Source organism: Virgibacillus natechei, from assembly GCF_026013645.1.
Classification (GTDB): domain Bacteria; phylum Bacillota; class Bacilli; order Bacillales; family Amphibacillaceae; genus Virgibacillus_L; species Virgibacillus_L natechei.
Genome location: NZ_CP110224.1, coordinates 2,837,537 through 2,856,417, shown reverse-complemented (window position 1 = coordinate 2,856,417; position 18,881 = coordinate 2,837,537). Strand labels below are relative to the sequence as shown.

Below are 18,881 nucleotides of genomic sequence, written 5' to 3'. Positions count from 1 at the left end.
TTAGTGACACCCGAGGTTCAGGGGTCTTTTTATCGCAAAAATTCCGGTTGTCCCATTAAAGCCCACTCCTCCTGCTCTCGCGTGAACAAGCGGGGGACAAGGTTCCTGTCCCTCTATCTGCTAAAAAATCTTTCATCATATCCCAGTCGTTCGGAGGCTTCTTTTCCTGCTTCGCTAACTTTTTTTGCTATATCACGTATTTTATACTCTTTCATGCGCTGGATTGGTCCAACAACGGTAATGGCACTAACCACTTTTCCTGTATAATCTCGTATGGGTGCAGCAACTGATTTCGTTCCTTCTGTTAACTCCTCTGTGCTGACTGCGTACTTTTTTTCGCGTACCATTTCTAGTTCACTTCGAAGTAGGTCAGGATCGGTAATGCTATTCTTTGTATAGGAAACTAACCCCTTATTAATGATATCTTCTACAATATGATCGTCACTGTAAGCAAGTAGAACTTTTCCTGAACTCGTACAGTACGAGGGGTTCCTTCTCCCAAGGTGCGTTAAGATACGAACAGGATGATAGCATTCCTCTTTATGAATATAAATGGTGTCAAGGCCGTCCATGACAGCTAAATGTGTCGTTTCACCTGTATCATTTACTAATTTATGCAGGACAGGAGCGGCTTCTTTATGAATGTCTAAATCGTTCGTAACAATTCCTGCAAGCGTGAGCACGGATATCCCTAAACGATACGCTTGAGTTTCCGGATCTTTTATAACAAATCCTTCACTGGCGAGTGTTGAAAGTAGCCGGCTGACGGTACTTTTCGCTAAACCTAATGATTCAGCTAGCTCGCCTACCTTTTTTGTTGGTTCAAATGTAGAAAAACTTTTTAGAATGCGTAATGCATTCGTAACCGAAGAAAGAATCTGTGGTTCGCTTTTTTTCTTTGCCATTTCATTCACCTCTTCTAAAATGTGTTCTGTATAAAGGAACATAAAAATGGAACGTTTAATTTGTAATAATATATTAAGTATATACCATTGTTATCGCTTTCTAAAGAGCAAATAAAAAATTATTGTGAGAAATTTTTATTTTGTTGCACATATAGGAACTATAACCTTTTAAAGTTTCTGCATCGTATTTATAATGAAAATATGCTGATGAAGCAGGAATGCGTTCAGCAGAAAATTCACTTTATATATACATCGGAAATAATGTATACGTTTCCGAAAAAATACAAGGAGGTTTTCTCTATGCAAACCGAAACGAAACAGGATGTAATGAATTGTTCGCATTTCATTAATGGAGAATATGTACAATCAACCAATGGAAAAACGTTTGAAAACGTGAATCCAGCAACAGAAGAGGTATTAGGAAATATTGCAGAGGGCGGAAAAGAAGAGGTTGATCAGGCAGTAAGTGTTGCCAGAAAAGCACTCAAAGGTGAATGGGCAAATATGCCTTTACGAAAGCGCTCCAACATCATTCGTAAAATTGGTGATTTGATCTTGGAAAGAAAAGATGAATTGGCGAGACTTGAATCCTTGGATACAGGCAAACCATTATGGCTTTCCACGAATGTTGATATCGATCGTGCAGCGAATAATTTCTATTTCTTTGCTGACTATATGACATCAGTAGGAACAGAAGCTTATGAGCAAGATGATTTAGCTATCCATTATGCTATTCGTCGTCCAGTGGGTGTTGTGGGGCTCATTAATCCATGGAACTTACCATTATTTCTTATGACGTGGAAGTTGGCTCCAGCGCTTGCGGCGGGTAATACGGCTGTGATGAAGCCATCTGAAGTGACACCAATAACAGCGACCATACTGGGACAAATTTGTAAGGATGCCGGTGTACCAGATGGTGTGGTAAACATGGTTCATGGATTTGGTGATACAGGAGCAGCTCTTTCTTCCCATGAAGATGTCGATGCGATTGCTTTTACTGGTGAAACGGTAACAGGAACTGAAATTATGAAGGCTGCAGCACCAACATTGAAAAAACTGTCCTTTGAACTTGGTGGCAAAAATCCAAACGTTATTTTCGCAGATGCTGACATGGAAGACATGATTGAGACAACCGTTCGTTCTAGTTTCATTAATCAAGGCGAAGTTTGTCTGTGTGGTTCAAGAATTTATGTGGAGCGCCCGATTTACGATGAATTTCTGGAGCGATTTTCAGCAAAAGCAAAAGAATTAGTTGTCGGTGATCCGTTCGATGCAGATACAAAGGTTGGCGCATTAGTTAGTGAAGAACACTATAATAAAGTGCTTGGCTACTTGGATCTTGCGAAAGAAGAAGGTGGAACATTCTTGACAGGCGGTAAGGCTGCTGAAGGATTTGACAAAGGCTTTTTCGTGGAACCAACGATTATTACAGGTTTAGGAAAAGATGCAAGATGTGTACGCGAAGAAATCTTTGGCCCAGTTGTAACCGTTGTTCCTTTTGATACAGAAGAAGAAGTACTGGAACAAGTCAATGATACACACTATGGTTTAAGTGCAAGTCTATGGACGAGTAATGTCAAGCGTGCTACTGGTTTCAGTAGACAAATCGAAGCTGGTATCGTTTGGGTTAACACATGGTTCCTACGTGATTTACGCACACCATTCGGCGGCATGAAACATAGTGGTATTGGCCGCGAAGGTGGAGCTCATAGTTTTGATTTCTACTCGGAATTAACAAATATTACGCTTAAAATGTAGGAGGATCTTAAATGAAAACCGAATACACAACGAAAACGGTAAGTCATGCGAAGCATTTAGCCGATGCTTGGAGTAAAAAGGAAGGGGTTCAGCCAATTACAGGGCTGGATCCTGAACTCTCCGTTGATGACGCTTATTACGTACAGTTACACACGATCGAACAAAAGGTGAATAGCGGGCAACGGGTTACAGGGAAAAAGATTGGCTTAACATCTAAAGTAATGCAAGAAGCGTTAGGTGTAGGTGAACCAGATTATGGACATTTATTAGATCAGATGAGCGTTGAAAATGGAGGAACAGTTTCAACAGATCGTGTCCTGCAGCCAAAAGTAGAAGGTGAAATTGCCTTTATTTTGAAAGACGATTTAGTTGGACCAAATGTAACGTCATTAGATGTATTAAAAGCAACGGATGCAGTGGTTCCAGCGCTTGAAATTATAGACAGTCGCATTAAAGATTGGAAAATCACATTAGCGGATACGGTTGCAGATAATGCTTCATCCGGGTTATATGTACTTGGTGGAAACCCCAAAAAAATTGCAGACGTAGACTTAAAGCAAATGGGAATGGTGCTTTACAAAAATGATGTCCTGCAAAACACTGGTGTTGGTGCAGCGGCTTTAGGAGACCCAGCAAAATGCGTTGCCTGGTTGGCTAATAAACTAGCAACCTACGGGATTACATTAAAAGCTGGTGAGGTCATTCTATCTGGAGCACTATCGGGTGCCATGGAAGCAGAGCCTGGGGATCATTTTTATGCAAAGTTTGCCGACATAGGTGACGTACATATTTCATTCGCAGAATAAGGAGGGGAACGACTTGGATAAAAATAAAATCAAAGAACTTGCAAATTATGTGCACAATGCAGAAAAAGAAAAACGGGAAATAATAAAAATTACTTCAGAGTTATATCCGGAGCTTTCCATTGAGGAGTCGTATCTCGTTCAAGAAGAGCTGATTCGTCAAAAATTGGAAGCAGGTCATAAAATCATCGGGCCAAAGATGGGGATTACCAGTGAGGCCAAAATGAAACAAATGGATGTGGATGATCCCATATACGGCTATGTATTCGACAATATGGTTGTTGAAGAGGGAGATTCCATTGCCATCTCTGATTATATCCATCCAAAAGTAGAACCAGAAATTGGGTTTATTTTAGGAAGAGATTTGGAAGGGCCAGGCATTACGACGCTTGATGTATTACGAGCTACGGAATATGTTTTTCCAGCTATTGAGATCATTGATAGCCGTTATGAAAATTTCAATTTTACGTTGCCAGATGTTATTGCGGATAACACTTCTGCAGCAGGGGCAGTGTTTGGAACGTATTTGAGAAAGCCAGAGGAATTAGAATTGGATGTCGTTGGTGTAACGTTATCCATTAACGGAGAAATTCAATCACTCGGAGCTGGTGCCGCTGTACTCGAGCATCCAGCCAAGTCAGTTGCAAGACTTGCTAATATGCTCCACAAAAAGGGAGAAAAAGTAAAAGCAGGACAGCCCATTTTATCCGGTGGAATCACAGCAGCAGTTCGACTGTCTCCTGGTGATTTTGTCCAAGCCAAATATGGTGGTCTTGGCGAAGTATCCTTTTTCGGCAAATAGGAAACCATAAAACTTTCCTATTTGCATAAGTGCAACTAAGGCATTCTCCGAAAGGCTTGGTGAATGCCAAGTTTTCTAATTAAAGAATAATAGAGGGAGTGAAATACGTGCCACTTATCAATGTGCAAATTATGGAAGGAAGATCTCCTGAAAAAATTGAGGCAATGATGGAAAATGTGACCAATGCAGTTAGTGAATCACTCGATGCACCAAAAGAAAATGTACGCGTCATTGTGGATGAGGTGCCAAAAACACACTGGGCCATTGGGGGAACATCAGCAAAGAAATTAGGGAAGTAATATGGTTGGGTGGTCACAGAAAGATAGATGAGGAAGATTCTTTCATGAAGGTCTTCCTCGTTCTAAAAAATTCAATAAATTTTCTGATGATTCCGTATAGAGGAATTGTTATCTTTTAATAACTTAACTGAACCTATATACTATTATTAATCTTTCTATAGAACTTTTGTTTAATTTTTTAAGTTTAATTGGAAGCGATTGCATTTTTGAATTTATCCAACTAATAAAGTGGGGGCACCAAGCCTTTGGCGAAGAGGTTAGTGCTTCTGGGGAAAAAGATAGTGAAGGGAACTACTATTCTGAAAAGGGGAGACCGAAAAATGAGAACAAGATCTAGATTAGAAAAACCACCTGTAGCTCAATTAGCACACGTGGAACTGTTAACGCCAAAATTGGAGGAAACATTGTGGTTTTTTAAGGAAATTTTGGGTTTAACGGAAACGGAGCGTAAAGGGCAATCTGTTTATCTGCGAGCATACGAAGATTTTTACCATCATTCACTCAAAGTTACTGAGGCGTCACATGCCGGATTAGGTCACATTGCTTGGAGGACATCTTCACCTGAGGCATTGGAAGAATCTGCAATGTCCCTGGAGGAAGCTGGTGTTGGACAGGGGTGGATTGAAGGCGATAGAGGGCATGGACCTGCTTATCAGTTCCTTTCGCCAGATGGGCATCAATTTGAACTATTGTGGGATGTTGATTATTACAAGGCCCCATCGGAAGAAAAAAGCTTATTAAAAAACCGCCCTCAAAGACGCCCTTTAAGAGGAGTACCGACAAGACGTCTTGATCATGTTAACATCATGGCTTCTGATGTTGAGCCCAATCAAAATTTTTTACAGAATGAACTCGGGTTCAATCTGAGGGAATTAAAATTGGGTGAAGGAAAAACCCAAATAGGAGCATGGTTAAGTGTGTCCAATCTCGTTCATGAAATTGCCATGGTTCGCGATGCCACCGGACAAAAGGGTCGACTTCATCACGTGGCTTTTTGGTACGGTTATCCGCAGCATTTATTTGATATTGCAGATCTTTGTGCTGATTACGGGATAGAAATAGAGATGGGACCTGGTAAACATGGGACGACCCAAGCGTACTTTTTATATATTTACGAACCTGGTGGTAATCGTATAGAGCTTTTTGGAGATTCGGGGTATCTCATCTTTGATCCGGATTGGGAAACAGTCGTATGGGATGTTTCCAATAAATCAGACCTTGAAAAAAGCTCGATATGGTTCGGACCAAGACTTCCAGAAAGTTTTTATAATTACGGGACTCCAAGTGTGCAACCTGTAAAACAAACCATTGAATAAAACCTTGTTGACAGATTAGGCTGATGTTTATTCATAAGAATATTATGTCAATTCGAGACTTGTGAATAGGGAGGATTCTGGTCAGCCTAGGTTATTAGAGTATTACGTTTGTAAGCGCTATATATAAATGGTTTAGATGATGTATCGCTTTAAGAATTAGGAATAAATTGAAGGGACGGGGTTCTTGCTGCTAGTTAATATACAAATGATGAAAGGTTGAACACAAGAGAAAATTAATGCATTAATAAAAAATGTCGCCGATACGGTTAGTGAGTCATTGAATGCACTAAAGAAAATGCACGTGTGATCATTACGGAAATTCTAAAAACACACTGGGGCATTGGTGGGAAGAGTGCAAAGGAATTAGGTAGATAATCTTGATTTAAAGTAAAATTTGTTAAGTTAGCCCAACTCTTGGTAAATAGAACCTGCAATACTCAGACCGGAGGAAAGGGGCGTCTTTACGCCCCTTTGAAATTAAAATGAACAAATCAATTGTGCTTTTAGGCTATATTATTAAAAGAATTAAAAATTTTTGCTCATAGGGGAATTGGTGACTTTTCTTTCACAAAATATGTAGCATAATTAATTATAAATCCTTTTTCATGACTTTGAAAACGTTAACAATAGAGTGTGTTACAAGAAGAAAGATGAAAATGGATAATGAATCAAGGAGGGTTAATATTGTCAAATCTATTGCATCTTCAAGGGATCGAATCTGTGATACTCGAAAAATATACGCGTGAACAGGTCCTTCGAGCCGGAGTACTGGAAAGTGATACAGTAGGATCCATGAAAATACCGGCATCGGGGAGAGGATGAAAAGAGAGGGAGCGGTTCATGATGGGGCCGAACTAAGTTTACCAATTGAATGGCCTGATTTTGTATACGAATAAAATAAAAGAAAGGAATGTCGAGGATGACAACAAAGGCAAAAGTTTTTGAAGGTGTAAACAAACAATTTATCGGTGGGAAATGGAAAGAAGGTACTTCAGGGAAAGTTGCGACGATTGAAGACCCATTTGACAATAGTGAATTTGCAAAAGTTGTACTAGCAAGTAAAGAAGATGTAGATGAGGCTTATAACTCGGCAAAAAGAGCCCAGAAAAAATGGGCAATAACATCCAAAGAAGAAAAAGTGGATGTCCTGGAAAGAGCTATACGTATTATGGAGGAAAACAAAAAGGAAATTGTTGATATCATTGCACGTGAAGCTGGAGGAACCGTGTTGAAAGGAAATCTAGAGGTTCAGCTTACTTTGGATATTATGAATGAAGCGAAAACGTTTCCCCACAGAATGGAACCGAAAACAGAACCATCTGCTATTCCAGGGAAAGAAAATAGAATTTATCGTTTCCCTATTGGTGTGATGAGCGTCATCAGTCCGTTTAATTTTCCTCTCAATCTATCGATGCGATCTGTTGTTACTGCGATTGCGGCAGGGAATGCAGTAGTTCACAAACCTGCTTTGCAAACTGCGATCACCGGCGGTGGCGTGATTGCTAAAGTCTTTGAATTGGCAGGGTTACCGGCGGGTGTTTTTAATTTGATTATAACTAGTTCTTCGGAGACTGGTGATTATTTTGTGGAACATCCGATTCCAAAGTTTATATCTTTTACTGGATCGACAGAGGTTGGCCGTCATATTGGCTCATTAGCTGGAAAACATTTAAAACGAGTGGCTTTGGAATTAGGAGGTAATAGCCCGTTTGTTGTGTTGAAGGATGCCGATGTAGACCAGGCTGTGAATGCAGCAATATTCGGGAAGTTCGTTCATCAAGGACAAATTTGTATGATTGTGAACCGAATTTTAGTTCATCGAGACATTTACGATGAATTCGCAGAAAAATTCACAAAAAGGGCTTCTGAACTCCCTTATGGGGATCCGAAAGATTCTAAAAATATAATTGGTCCAATTGCGAATGAAAAACAAATTGAAACTATTATGGGTTTGATAGAAACCGCTAAGAAAGAAGGGGCTCTTGTTTCACTGGAAGGGAAACGAGCAGGTAATGTGATTACCCCATTTGTCTTTACAAACGTGACCAATGACATGACGATTGCCCAAAGTGAGATTTTTGGTCCTCTTGCTACTCTAATTCCGTTTGATTCTGATGAAGAGGGAATTCAGTTAGCAAATGATACGGAATACGGATTAAGTTCAGCGATTTTCACTAGTGATCTTGCAAGGGGAGAAGAATTCGCCAAACAAGTCGAAAGTGGAATGACTCACGTTAATGATCAAACCGTTAATGACGAACCGACAGTTCCTTTCGGTGGGGTAAAAGATTCGGGTATTGGTCGATTTGGTGGAGAGTGGGTCCTGGATGAGTTTACAACGATGAAATGGATTTCTGTTCAAAAAGAAGATCGTGTGTTTCCTTTTTAAAGCCTTATTATCTATAAGTCAAATTAATATAATTCAACATGGAAATGGGTTACCTGGACGAAATATAAACTCAAAAAACGATGGACTCCAGGATTTGTACTTTAAATATGGATCATATGTAAAAACAACTATAACATCTAATTAAAAAATTATATCAATGAATCTATTTCATAATTTCTCTTTTTAAAAGTACACAGACCTGCAGAATTTTAAATTATTATTTTTAAGAAAATTACTTAAGCGACTTGTTGCTAGTTTAACAGTAAATCAATTCGATCACTTGCTAATCTTGATGCATTATAAACTAATGTTACAATGTCGAAATGAACTTTTGCACGTTTTTCAGTTCGATAACAAACGTTATTCAGTTGAAAATATTCCTTGAGATACCCATTTACGCGTTCAACAGAACTGCGACGTTTAAAAATGTTTTTCGATGCTTTTGATCCACGAGCTGGTGCTGTATATCTACGAAGGTCGTTTGTGATTTTCACTTTATAAACTTTTTGGCAGATATCTTCGGTAGCTAAGGGACATTCACTACATTCTTTTGGGCTTGTATATTTCAATGTTCATATTTGGCATCAAAACTGTCATAACGATAGGAATGCTCTCGCTCTCGAAAACAGGTCGGGGCGAAATGTTTATCAAATCCAATGGGCTCCCCTTCATTTTTCTTATTATAAGCGATGACAGATTGATTTCCCATTCGATGTACTTGCTCGTATATCGGATCGTAGTCATAGCCAGCATCCATGGTCTGATAGCGCAAAGATGGAAGAGATAAGCATTCGTCAACACCCTTTAATAATGGAATTGCTGCCTTTCCGTCATTCAGACTGCCTGAAGAAAAAAGGGACTGTAAAATGTATTGACTTGATGTACTAACAGCTAAGTGACCTTTGTAGCCATACCAAAAAACATTTTTCCCTTCACTGTTCCTTTTAACACCCCACTTGGGGTGTTGAGGAACTTCAGCACGTAATTTGGCTAACGGGACATCTAATTGCGCTTCTATTTTCTTTTTGTAAAGGGGAAGATTGGCTTCTTTTTCCGCCTGTTCAACTAACCATTGATCACGCTCTTCCTTGTACTTTCTCTAAAACGTTAGAGTCACTAAGCTTGGTTAATAGACGAGAATAGGCAGCTTCAGAGGGAGTATGGTCAGACACAAGAAACCCACAATTTAGTTTAAATACCAAATCATCATTCAGACGCTTAATGTGGTCTTTAATGGTTGGGATACGCTCCACAATTCGTACAAAGATAGAAATAATCATTGCTGAATAATTTAGTTCTATGGTGCACCAAGTCGTGATTTTTTGTTATTTCATGGTAGATAGCATCCAAGTCTATCGCAGAAATAATCGATCATAACGTTGGGTAGGTTCCATCTCATAAAGTTCTTGGATGCCAAATAAGCTTGGTTGTCGTATAATGGTCATAGGAAGTATTCTTCCAATCTTTTTTGGTTGTGTGTTAACTACCATTATACAAGATTTGGGGAGGTACTTCCTTTTTTATGTCTCAAACCCATTGGGGCACAAGGGATAGGGATTATGAAATTCATTCCAATGAATAGTTCATTAATGATTTGACTGACCTTTCTACAAAATGATTAAAGTTGTATTTAGAGTAAGATAAAATATACAAGGAGCATTTTGAAGATGTTATCAATGGACCTGTTATTAATGAAAAACAGATAAAAAGAATTCAGAATTTAATTGAAACAGCAAAGAAAGAAGGAGCGACTGTTGCGTTAGAAGGAGAACGGGTAGGAAATGTAATAACTCCTTACGTCCTTACAAATGTGACCAATAATTCTACGATTGCAAAGGAAGAAATATTCGGACAGGCCCTTTCCGCTATCTCTTTTGATACTGAAGAAGAAGCTCTTGAATTAGCAAATGATACTGAGTTTGGACTAAGTTCTGCCGTATTTACAACTGATTTAGAAAAAGGAATATCATTTGCTAGAAAGGTAGAAAGTGGTATGACACATGTTAATGAGCAAACGGTAAAGGATGAGGAAACAATGCCATTTGGCGGCGAAAAGGCTTCAGGTCTTGAGCACTATAATGACGAATGGGCTTTAGAAGAATTTACAACTGTAAAATGGATTTCCGTTCAAAAGAAGAAAGAAAATATCTTTTTTGAAATGGATTAGTATAGGCGTAACGTTGTTTAATAAAGGTGTTTCAAAACAAATAAAGACGTTTAAAAGATGAATAGTTGAAGATAATGGGTAATTGTGGGAATTTGTATGATATTTACAGAGATAGATGAATTAGAACGCAGGATCCTTCAAATGAGAAAAGAAATGATACAGGTTGCTGTAGCCAGAATTTAGATCAACTTATCATGATTTATCAAAAACATTCTTTATTAAAATGAAAATAGAAAAATATTGTTGAATGACAATAAAGCTGTTTAAATATTACCTTTTAAACAACTTCACTACCATTATTCTTAAAATTCATCTTTGTGTTTGATTTAAATTTAGAACGGTTTTATGCGGGTTTGATACTTCAAGAGTAAATAACTTTATTGTTATTACATAGGAGGGTTCTTTGTGAAAATAGTAGTTATTGGTTCCGGTGCAATGGGAATGCTTTTTGGAAGCAGATTAGCACTGCACGGTTATGATATTACGATGGTTGATGTTGTTCCAGCTGTTATAGAAAAACTAAATAACCAAGGTTTATATCTAGAAGGTGATGATGGAGATCATTTGATTCCTATCAAGGCTGCATTTGCAGAAGATATAAATGAAGAAGTAGATTTGGCCATTTTACTTACAAAAGCAATCTATTCAAGATCTGCTTTAGAGTCGGCAAAAAAATTCTTGGGTAAAGACACTCATGTGCTAACTCTTCAAAATGGATTAGGGAATATCGAATTAATCAGTGAATATGTTCCACACGATCATATTATTGCCGGGGTTACAAATTATCCAAGTGATGTCAAGGGAATAGGACATATCAGTTCACATGGTTCAGGATATACAAAAATTATGTCCGCAAATGGCGAAGAAAATAAAATGCTGTATATCATTAATGACGCACTTCAAGATGCAGGTCTAAATAGTCAAATTGCTCCAGATGTAATGGTATCTATTTGGGAAAAAGTTGCTTTTAATGCTGCAATTAATGCAACCACAGCTGTGTGCAGAATACCATGTGGGGGAATGGCTGTTACAGAACAAGGGAAATATCTTGCTTATACAATTGCAAAAGAAGCTGTTGCAGTTGCAAATGCTCACGGCGTAGCTGCTTCAGAGGAAACAGTAATAAATAGTTTAACAGAATCAATTGAATTTCATAAAGACCATTTTACATCCATGTCTGCAGATATTATTAATAAAAGAAAAACAGAAAATGAATTTATTAACGGTGGAATTGTTAAAAAGGCTCAAGAAGTAAATATGGAGGTTCCATATACTGAGGCATTGTATGACTTAATCTGTACAATTGAAAATACGTATAATATGCAAAAACTAAATACAGATACTGAATAAACTAAAGAACCTATTTGAAATCTTATGGGATGTTGAGTACTGTAACGTTCCCTCGAGGGAAAAGAGCTTACTAAAAAATCGCCCTCAAAAACGCCCTTTAAGAGGAGTACCGACACGACGTCTTGATCATGTCAACATCATGGCTTCCGATGTTGAGCCCAATCAAAATTTCTTGCAAAATGAACTCGGCTTCAATCTGAGAGAATTAAAACTGGGTGAAGAAAAAACTCAAATAGGGGCATGGTTAAGTGTGTCCAATCTCGTTCATGAAATTGCCATGGTACGTGATGCCTCCGGACAAAAGGGTCGACTTCATCACGTGGCTTTTTGGTACGGATATCCGCAGCATTTGTTTGACATTGCAGATCTTTGTGCCGATTACGGGATTGAAATCGAGATGGGGCCTGGTAAACATGGGACGACCCAAGCATATTTTTTATATATTTACGAACCTGGTGGTAATCGTATAGAGCTTTTTGGAGATTCGGGGTATCTCATCTTTGATCCGGATTGGGAAACAGTTGTATGGGATGTTTCCAATAAATCAGACCTTGAAAAAAGCTCGATATGGTTCGAACCAAGACTTCCGGAAAGTTTTTATAATTACGGGACTCCAAGTGTGCAACCTGTAAAACAAACCATTAAATAAAACCTTTTTGACACATTAAGAGCTGGTGTAGCTGTACTAGAACATCCTGCTAACTGCTAGGCGTTATAAACGTGTTAAGTAAAAAGGATGAAAAGGTAAAAGCTAGTAAGCAGATTGCTCCATTCCAACAACAGAATAGTTTAGATATGACAGACAAATACAAGAACATGTTAGAAAGTATATAAACAATGATAGATGATGTGTAGTGTGCTCTTTTATTTGGAAGAATTGAACAAGGGCTAATAAAAGGCTTTCTTTCTAAATAAACTTAGAAAGAAAGCCTTTTCCATTGTCCATTGTGTTGAAATAATTTCTAACAAAGTCTTTAATCTCTATTAACGCATAAATTCTTTTATATGGCTATCAACCTAGAGGTTTTAAAGTATGGACTAAGCATATTTCCCACTAATCCTTTAAACTATCCCAACAGAGAATGAACACCTCTATCAGTCTTAGATTCCGGTGGCCAAACACTTAAATCAAAGGGAAAGTCGGACCCAGGTACTACGCGATTTTCGCCAACAGTTTTAGTTAAAAACTCTAAACTTTCCTGATTCCATAAAGCGGAATCATACCAGAACCTTTTTAAGTATTCTGATGGTGGCGCCTGTAAGTTGGATGAGACCTGATCCCACTGCTCATATCCTTTATCAAGCCTGCCAATTTGATAGGGAAGGAACCCCCCACCATGAGCGAATAGAATTCTTACATCAGGATACTTGTCAATTAAACCACTTAACAGAATATCGGTTGCACAAACCGTGGTTTCCCAAGGGACCCCAATAAGATTCGGCATTTTTTTTGACTTTATTCGTGGGTCCGTACTTAAAAGTGGGTGAATGAATAAAATAGCCTTCAGTCTGTTGGCTTCTTCAAATAAAGGTGTAAAAAATTCGTCTGAAAGTGGCTTGTCATCTAGCCCAGGCCCAATGATAGCACCCTTTAATCCTTGATGCATCGCTTTATTCAGTGTGCTTGCAGCTTGTTCTGGATTTGTCAGTGGTAAAGTTCCTAAAGCAGAAATTGTATCAGGTGAATCATTTACTAACTTAACCAATGAAGAATTGTAGACTTGCGAAACCTCTGATGTAATGCCGTCATCAAAATCATACATGAATAATTGAGGAATCGGTGAAATAACGGAATGTGTAATTCCTGCTAATGCTGATTCCTGTTTGAATACTGAAAAATCATAAAAGGCAGGCTTTAATTCAAACCCCCATTTTTCATTGACTACCAAGAATTCATGCTTGTCATCAAATTTTGTCACCCATTTCGCATTAACCTTTTTTTTGTTTTCTCTAAGCCAAGATAAAACATCATTGGGTATAAAATGTGTATGCAAGTCGAACATAAATTGTCCTCTCCCCTTCCTTAACAAATGCCAGACAGTTCCAGACATATGTCAAATCATTAACTCTATATTTCAATCTTATATGAATTTTTAGAAATAAAAAGCCCATAGTTTCATATAGAGGAATTTAAGGATTGAGATATTAAATATGTGCTGATAAATTAATAATATAAACATTCTTCATCTTATATTTTTTTAGCAAGAATAGAAAGCGTTTGCAAATTAGGTTAAGGGGGGAAATAGTCGGTAACTTACACTTTATTAATGGTCAGTCTACCGAGGAAATTAGAATACATCTAATGCTATTGATCAAATTAAAACAAATTATAAGGGAGATGCTCATATATGCGTACAAAAGTAGGGATTATTGGTGCAGGTCCTGCAGGGCTTATGCTGTCACATTTATTACATTTACAAGGAATTGATTCCGTTATCATTGAAAGAAAATCAAGGGAGCAGGTTGAGAACACAGTTCGCGCTGGAGTATTGGAACAGGGGACGATCGATTTATTGAATGAAACAGGTGTTGGGGACCGGATGATGGAATTAGGACAGCCCCATAAAGGAATTGAGTTTCAGTTTAGTGGAAAGCGTCACAGGATTGATTTTGAAAAACTTACAGGTGGAAAAGAAATTATGATTTATCCGCAACATGAAGTTCTCAAAGATTTAATTTCGGCAAGATTGGAAGTGGGGGGCAAGATTCTGTTTAATGCAGATAATGTAAGTTTGCATGATATTGATACAACGGAACCCAAAATTTGTTTCCAACATAATGGAGAAAATCAAGAATTAGTGTGCGATTTTATTGCTGGGTGTGATGGATATCACGGACCAAGTAGAAAAGCAATTCCAAAAGAGTATTTACACGAATCGGAGTATACTCCCCCATTTGGATGGTTAGGTATTTTAACAGAAACTCCACCAGCAAGTGATGAATTAATTTATACGTATCACGAGCGTGGGTTTGCTTTACTTAGTACACGGTCACCAAATGTACAACGCTATTATCTGCAGGTTGATCCATCTGATGATATCAGCAACTGGTCGGATGAGCGGATTTGGTCTGAACTTCACGCGAGAGTTGATTTAGATGGCTGGACTTTGGAAGAGGGTCCGATCACCCAAAAAAACATAGTTACCATGAGGAGTTTTATGTGTGAAACGATGCAATATGGTCGTCTTTATATTGCGGGAGATGCCGCTCATATTGTTCCACCAACGGGGGCAAAAGGAATGAACCTTGCAATTGGTGATGTACAGGTACTAGCAGAAGGATTAAAGCATTTTTATGAAACGAATAGTGATGTATTACTTGATCAATACTCGGACGCTTGTGTTCGTCGTGGCTGGAAAGCACAAAGGTTTGCTAGTCAAATGACTAATTTACTTCATCACAATCATCAGAAAACAACTTTTGAGCATGGCGTCCAGCTTGCTGAATTGGAGCATATATCTTCATCAACTGCTGCTTCAAGTACGATAGCTGAAAATTACGCTGATCTAAAAGTTGACATACCAAGGGTGGCCAGTGGAGCACATAAATAGAAGAGGTCTTATCATAACTATCGCATGGAAAGTAATCCCCCCAGCGCGAGATTTTGAAAGCAGCATATTCAGTGAGGGAGGAAGTGGTACCTTCACTGAATAATAATTCACTATATTACCTGGAGATAAGTATAAGGAGACACTTTTGCTTAATGAAAACCTTTATCCTGTCTATAAAACTATATAAGATTAACCATTAATTATCTGAAATGATGTTTTACCGTTTCACTCTAAAATGAATGAACTTTACAAAAAACATCTCTTCCAGAGAATACTCTCAAACCTGTCTATCATTAAACAAAAATTTACAGGATAAGGAACGGATCCACAGTACGGTGTGTCAACGCATTGGTCTAAGGATTGATATGGTACTTTTGTAATCGCTAATCCAGAAATTTTCGATAGGCGCAAATAGAGTGGTTGATTAATGAACAACGTTTAATCGTTTAAATCAGATATTTGACTATTCATTCGGATATTTAGATATAGATGAATTATTACAATTTAAAGTAAAGGTAATAAAATGTAGGAAGGAATGAGATTATGCCACAAAGAATTCTTTTAGCAGCTATTTTCTCTCTTTTCCTATTTCTGTCGGCTTGCGGGGGATATTCAAACCCTAATATAGAAACAACAAGCGAAGCAGCAGGTAATCCTGTAGCAGCTAATGTTAGTCAAGATCCTCAGATAAGAGAAGATGGGGATGTTATAACACTTCGATTAGGGCATCAAACACCGGAATCAACCAATTACCATACTGCATCACTTCGGTTTAAAGAGCTTGTAGCAGAAAAAACAGATGGAAAGGTACAAATAGAAATTTACCCATTTCGTCAATTGGGAACAGATAGAGAATTACTAGAAGCAATGCAGTTTGGAACACTTGATTTAGGCATGATTACTGGTCCGGCCGTATCAGGTTTTGCTCCTGAAACATCTGTATTGGATTTACCCTATCTCTTTGATGGATGGGATCATGTAAATGAATTTATAGGTACTGAGACGGAAGATAAGTATCGTGCCATAACAGAAGAAGTGAATCTAAAAACATTTGGTCTAATGGCCAGGGGTTTCAGACATGTTTCCACGTCAACTGGACCTATTGAGAGCCTTGATGACTTCAATGGCCTTACCGTCCGTGTAAGTGAAAGCCCTATCTACATAGAGGCGTATGAAGCTCTAGGAGCAAGCCCGCAGAGTATGAATTTTGGTGACGCATATACCGCACTCGAACAAGGTGCAATTGATGGCCAGGAAAATACGATGGATATTAATGACGATGAGAATATTAATGACGTCAACAGCCATGTATCTAAGACAGGCATCAATTTTGCATTCGCTTTCCTAATGGGCAGTAAAGATCGTTTTGAATCTTTGCCAGAAGATGCTCAAGTTGCAATACTTGAAGCCAGTGAAGAAGTGCTGACAGAAATAAATAAAGAAAACGAAGAAAATGAAGCGGAATATGAGAATGTTTTGGAAGAAAAAGGGATGGAAATTAATGAATTGGATTTAGATCTATTTAAAGAAAAAGTGGAAGGCATTTATCAAAATTGGACTGACCAACATGGGACTGACCTGTTAAGCGAAATTTTAGGTATGACAGAATAACAAATAATTTTGATGAATATAGGAAAACATTTCATTCTATTACGAAGTAGCGGCTGCTTTAAATAAAAAATCCTGCTATATAAAAAATACCCTCAATAGAAAAAGAGGTGACAGAGTATGGGTATTGTAGAAAAAATCAGTTATTGGATTGATCTAATTGTACGCAACCTCATTACAATTTTCTTATCAGTTATGACGGTTATATTAACCGTACAGATTATTGCACGTTCGGTATTTGAGGGTGGAGCAGTCTGGACAGATGAACTAGCAAGGTTTTTAATGATTGCAATGATATTTTTGGGGGCAGCTTTGGCAGTTAGGGACAAAAGCCATATCACTGTCTCTATATTTGAAGAATGGAAACCCTCTTTAAGAAAATGGTTTGCACCTTTTCAGTGGATTGCTATGCTTTTATATGCTGGGATTCTTGTGAAATTTGGTTTAGACACACTCGAAGTAGTCGGACCGCAGACCTCATCGAATATGGTAATATCTATGGGAATTGTATATGCAGTATTACCTATTTCTGCAGCTATCATGATTATCCACTTGATCGCCAGAATTGGCAAAGATCGTCATGCAGAAAAAGGAGGCAACGAGTAAATGATAATATTATTTTTTGTTCTAATTGTACTATTATTTCTATTAGGAGTTCCCTTAGGGTTTACAATAGGCCTCTCCTCAATGGTTTATATTATACTCGCGGATATCAATCCTATGATTATCATTCAGCAGCTTTTCACAGGGGTAAATAACTCTGCTTTAATGGCGATCCCTTTCTTTATTCTTGCTGGCAATCTGATGTTGACCGGGGGACTTGCCCAACGAATCATTAATTTAGCAAATTCACTTATAGGACGTACTACAGGTGGTTTGGCAATGGTAACCATTCTGGGCTGTGTATTCTTTGCAGCTATCTCTGGGAGTGCGGTTGCAACTGCAGCAGCTTTGTCATCACTTATGATACCTGCAATGGTGAATAAGGGATATGACAAGGATTTCGCAGCGTCCGTCGTTTCAACCGCAAGTCCATTAGGAGCAATTATACCTCCAAGTATAACATTAATTGTATATGGGAGCCTCTCCGGATCTTCCATTTCAGACTTATACACTGCTGGAATTCCAGCAGGTATCATCGTAGGAGGCGTCATGCTTGGTGGAGTCTACTTAATTTCTAGAAAAAGAGGCTATAAAGGAAGCGGAAAACCTTTTGAAATAAAAGATTTTGGTAAAGCGCTCGTAAATGCTTTTTGGGCACTTGGAACACCGATCATCTTAATTGGTGGGGTTTTTTTAGGTATATTTACACCAACGGAATCTGGGGTGGTTGCAGTTGTTTATGCTGTTATTATAGGAATGTTCGTTTATCGCGAACTAAAATTCAAGGAATTAGGAACAGTGATTTTTAATTCAGCAAAAACAACAGCGACAATTATGTTCATTATTGCAAATGCCTATTTATTGGCATATGTTCTGGCATATGAAAACATTCCTAGTATGATCGTATCCGGTTTTATGAATATTAGTGACAGCGCGCTAATTACACTTCTTATCATTAATCTCATTCTCTTGGTATTTGGTATGTTTGTAGATACAATTGCGATTATCGTGATTGTTGTGCCAATGTTTTTACCAGTAATTGAAACAATGGGGATAGATCCTGTTTATTTTGGGGTGTTGGTTATTGTTAATACTGCAATTGGTATGTGTACACCACCATTTGGACAAACTTTGCTAGTAACAACGGATATAGTAAAAGTACCATTGTTAAAGGTTTCTTACCAATCAATGTACCTTATTTTAGCATTACTTATTGCTTTAGTTTTAATGGTACTTTTCCCTTATATCGTAATGTTCCCTCTTTGGTTGTAGGTGTAAATGTCGAAATATAAACTTTTTAAACCGGATCAGATCATGTGGTGTTTTGAAG

General features: G+C 38.1%; 16 protein-coding genes and 1 pseudogene. 14 read left to right on the top strand and 3 right to left on the bottom strand.

Annotation, left to right across the window (positions count from 1 at the left end):
• Window positions 1-113: 113 nt before the first annotated feature.
• Window positions 114-905 (bottom strand): IclR family transcriptional regulator, encoded by a 792-nt coding sequence (locus tag OLD84_RS14665; protein WP_245301656.1) that lies wholly within the window; start codon window positions 903-905, stop codon window positions 114-116.
• Between the two features lie 300 nt (window positions 906-1,205).
• Between OLD84_RS14665 and OLD84_RS14660 the strand changes: the two genes are divergently transcribed.
• From OLD84_RS14660 to OLD84_RS14630, 7 genes are all read left to right on the top strand, one after another.
• Window positions 1,206-2,663: an aldehyde dehydrogenase gene (locus OLD84_RS14660; protein ID WP_264917218.1), complete on the top strand. Its 1,458-nt coding sequence runs from the start codon at window positions 1,206-1,208 to the stop codon at window positions 2,661-2,663.
• Window positions 2,664-2,674: 11 nt separating this feature from the next.
• Window positions 2,675-3,469 (top strand): 2-keto-4-pentenoate hydratase, encoded by a 795-nt coding sequence (locus OLD84_RS14655; RefSeq protein WP_209464717.1) that lies wholly within the window; start codon window positions 2,675-2,677, stop codon window positions 3,467-3,469.
• A 13-nt stretch (window positions 3,470-3,482) separates the two neighbouring features.
• Complete coding sequence (locus OLD84_RS14650) at window positions 3,483-4,268, top strand: 2-keto-4-pentenoate hydratase (RefSeq protein WP_209464718.1); 786 nt, start codon at window positions 3,483-3,485, stop codon at window positions 4,266-4,268.
• A 107-nt stretch (window positions 4,269-4,375) separates the two neighbouring features.
• Complete coding sequence (locus OLD84_RS14645) at window positions 4,376-4,567, top strand: 4-oxalocrotonate tautomerase (RefSeq protein ID WP_209464299.1); 192 nt, start codon at window positions 4,376-4,378, stop codon at window positions 4,565-4,567.
• 320 nt (window positions 4,568-4,887) lie between these two features.
• Window positions 4,888-5,883 (top strand): catechol 2,3-dioxygenase, encoded by a 996-nt coding sequence (locus OLD84_RS14640; RefSeq protein WP_209464719.1) that lies wholly within the window; start codon window positions 4,888-4,890, stop codon window positions 5,881-5,883.
• A 684-nt stretch (window positions 5,884-6,567) separates the two neighbouring features.
• Complete coding sequence (locus tag OLD84_RS14635) at window positions 6,568-6,705, top strand: hypothetical protein (RefSeq protein ID WP_245301709.1); 138 nt, start codon at window positions 6,568-6,570, stop codon at window positions 6,703-6,705.
• Between the two features lie 97 nt (window positions 6,706-6,802).
• The gene (locus tag OLD84_RS14630; protein ID WP_209464720.1) at window positions 6,803-8,272 is read left to right on the top strand and encodes an aldehyde dehydrogenase family protein; all 1,470 of its coding nucleotides are present in this window, start codon (window positions 6,803-6,805) and stop codon (window positions 8,270-8,272) included.
• Between the two features lie 251 nt (window positions 8,273-8,523).
• Here the strand turns inward: OLD84_RS14630 and OLD84_RS14625 are convergent.
• Window positions 8,524-9,717, bottom strand: a pseudogene (locus tag OLD84_RS14625) (transposase).
• A gap of 200 nt (window positions 9,718-9,917) precedes the next feature.
• Between OLD84_RS14625 and OLD84_RS14620 the strand changes: the two are divergent.
• The 3 genes from OLD84_RS14620 (at window position 9,918) to OLD84_RS14610 (ending at window position 12,438) form a co-directional block, all read left to right on the top strand.
• Window positions 9,918-10,439 carry an aldehyde dehydrogenase family protein gene (locus OLD84_RS14620; protein ID WP_209464735.1) on the top strand — a complete coding sequence of 174 codons (522 nt, stop codon included), beginning with the start codon at window positions 9,918-9,920 and terminating at the stop codon, window positions 10,437-10,439.
• A 405-nt stretch (window positions 10,440-10,844) separates the two neighbouring features.
• On the top strand, window positions 10,845-11,789 hold the full coding sequence (locus OLD84_RS14615) for a ketopantoate reductase family protein (RefSeq protein ID WP_209464721.1): 945 nt from the start codon (window positions 10,845-10,847) through the stop codon (window positions 11,787-11,789).
• Window positions 11,773-12,438 carry a VOC family protein gene (locus OLD84_RS14610; protein ID WP_209464736.1) on the top strand — a complete coding sequence of 222 codons (666 nt, stop codon included), beginning with the start codon at window positions 11,773-11,775 and terminating at the stop codon, window positions 12,436-12,438. Before OLD84_RS14615 ends, OLD84_RS14610 begins: the two co-directional genes overlap by 17 nt.
• A gap of 418 nt (window positions 12,439-12,856) precedes the next feature.
• Here the strand turns inward: OLD84_RS14610 and OLD84_RS14605 are convergent, their stop codons facing one another.
• On the bottom strand, window positions 12,857-13,792 hold the full coding sequence (locus tag OLD84_RS14605; protein ID WP_209464722.1) for an amidohydrolase family protein: 936 nt from the start codon (window positions 13,790-13,792) through the stop codon (window positions 12,857-12,859).
• Window positions 13,793-14,137: 345 nt separating this feature from the next.
• Between OLD84_RS14605 and OLD84_RS14600 the strand changes: the two genes are divergently transcribed.
• From OLD84_RS14600 to OLD84_RS14585, 4 genes are all read left to right on the top strand, one after another.
• Window positions 14,138-15,340: a 4-hydroxybenzoate 3-monooxygenase gene (locus tag OLD84_RS14600; RefSeq protein ID WP_209464723.1), complete on the top strand. Its 1,203-nt coding sequence runs from the start codon at window positions 14,138-14,140 to the stop codon at window positions 15,338-15,340.
• A 543-nt stretch (window positions 15,341-15,883) separates the two neighbouring features.
• Window positions 15,884-16,951: a TRAP transporter substrate-binding protein gene (locus OLD84_RS14595; protein WP_209464724.1), complete on the top strand. Its 1,068-nt coding sequence runs from the start codon at window positions 15,884-15,886 to the stop codon at window positions 16,949-16,951.
• 117 nt (window positions 16,952-17,068) lie between these two features.
• A complete protein-coding gene (locus tag OLD84_RS14590) occupies window positions 17,069-17,554 on the top strand; it encodes a TRAP transporter small permease (RefSeq protein ID WP_209464725.1) in 486 nt (161 codons plus the stop codon).
• On the top strand, window positions 17,555-18,823 hold the full coding sequence (locus OLD84_RS14585; RefSeq protein WP_209464726.1) for a TRAP transporter large permease: 1,269 nt from the start codon (window positions 17,555-17,557) through the stop codon (window positions 18,821-18,823). It abuts the gene before it with no gap.
• Window positions 18,824-18,881 lie beyond the last annotated feature (58 nt).

Excerpts from the sequence above, each read along its gene's own strand:
- OLD84_RS14660 (WP_264917218.1), top strand. The coding sequence starts at position 1,206 with ATGCAAACCGAAACGAAACAGGATGTAATGAATTGTTCGCATTTCATT.
- OLD84_RS14630 (WP_209464720.1), top strand. The coding sequence starts at position 6,803 with ATGACAACAAAGGCAAAAGTTTTTGAAGGTGTAAACAAACAATTTATC.
- OLD84_RS14600 (WP_209464723.1), top strand. The coding sequence starts at position 14,138 with ATGCGTACAAAAGTAGGGATTATTGGTGCAGGTCCTGCAGGGCTTATG.
- OLD84_RS14640 (WP_209464719.1), top strand. The coding sequence starts at position 4,888 with ATGAGAACAAGATCTAGATTAGAAAAACCACCTGTAGCTCAATTAGCA.
- OLD84_RS14605 (WP_209464722.1), bottom strand. The coding sequence starts at position 13,792 with ATGTTCGACTTGCATACACATTTTATACCCAATGATGTTTTATCTTGG.
- OLD84_RS14585 (WP_209464726.1), top strand. The coding sequence starts at position 17,555 with ATGATAATATTATTTTTTGTTCTAATTGTACTATTATTTCTATTAGGA.
- OLD84_RS14665 (WP_245301656.1), bottom strand. The coding sequence starts at position 905 with ATGGCAAAGAAAAAAAGCGAACCACAGATTCTTTCTTCGGTTACGAAT.
- OLD84_RS14655 (WP_209464717.1), top strand. The coding sequence starts at position 2,675 with ATGAAAACCGAATACACAACGAAAACGGTAAGTCATGCGAAGCATTTA.
- OLD84_RS14590 (WP_209464725.1), top strand. The coding sequence starts at position 17,069 with ATGGGTATTGTAGAAAAAATCAGTTATTGGATTGATCTAATTGTACGC.
- OLD84_RS14595 (WP_209464724.1), top strand. The coding sequence starts at position 15,884 with ATGCCACAAAGAATTCTTTTAGCAGCTATTTTCTCTCTTTTCCTATTT.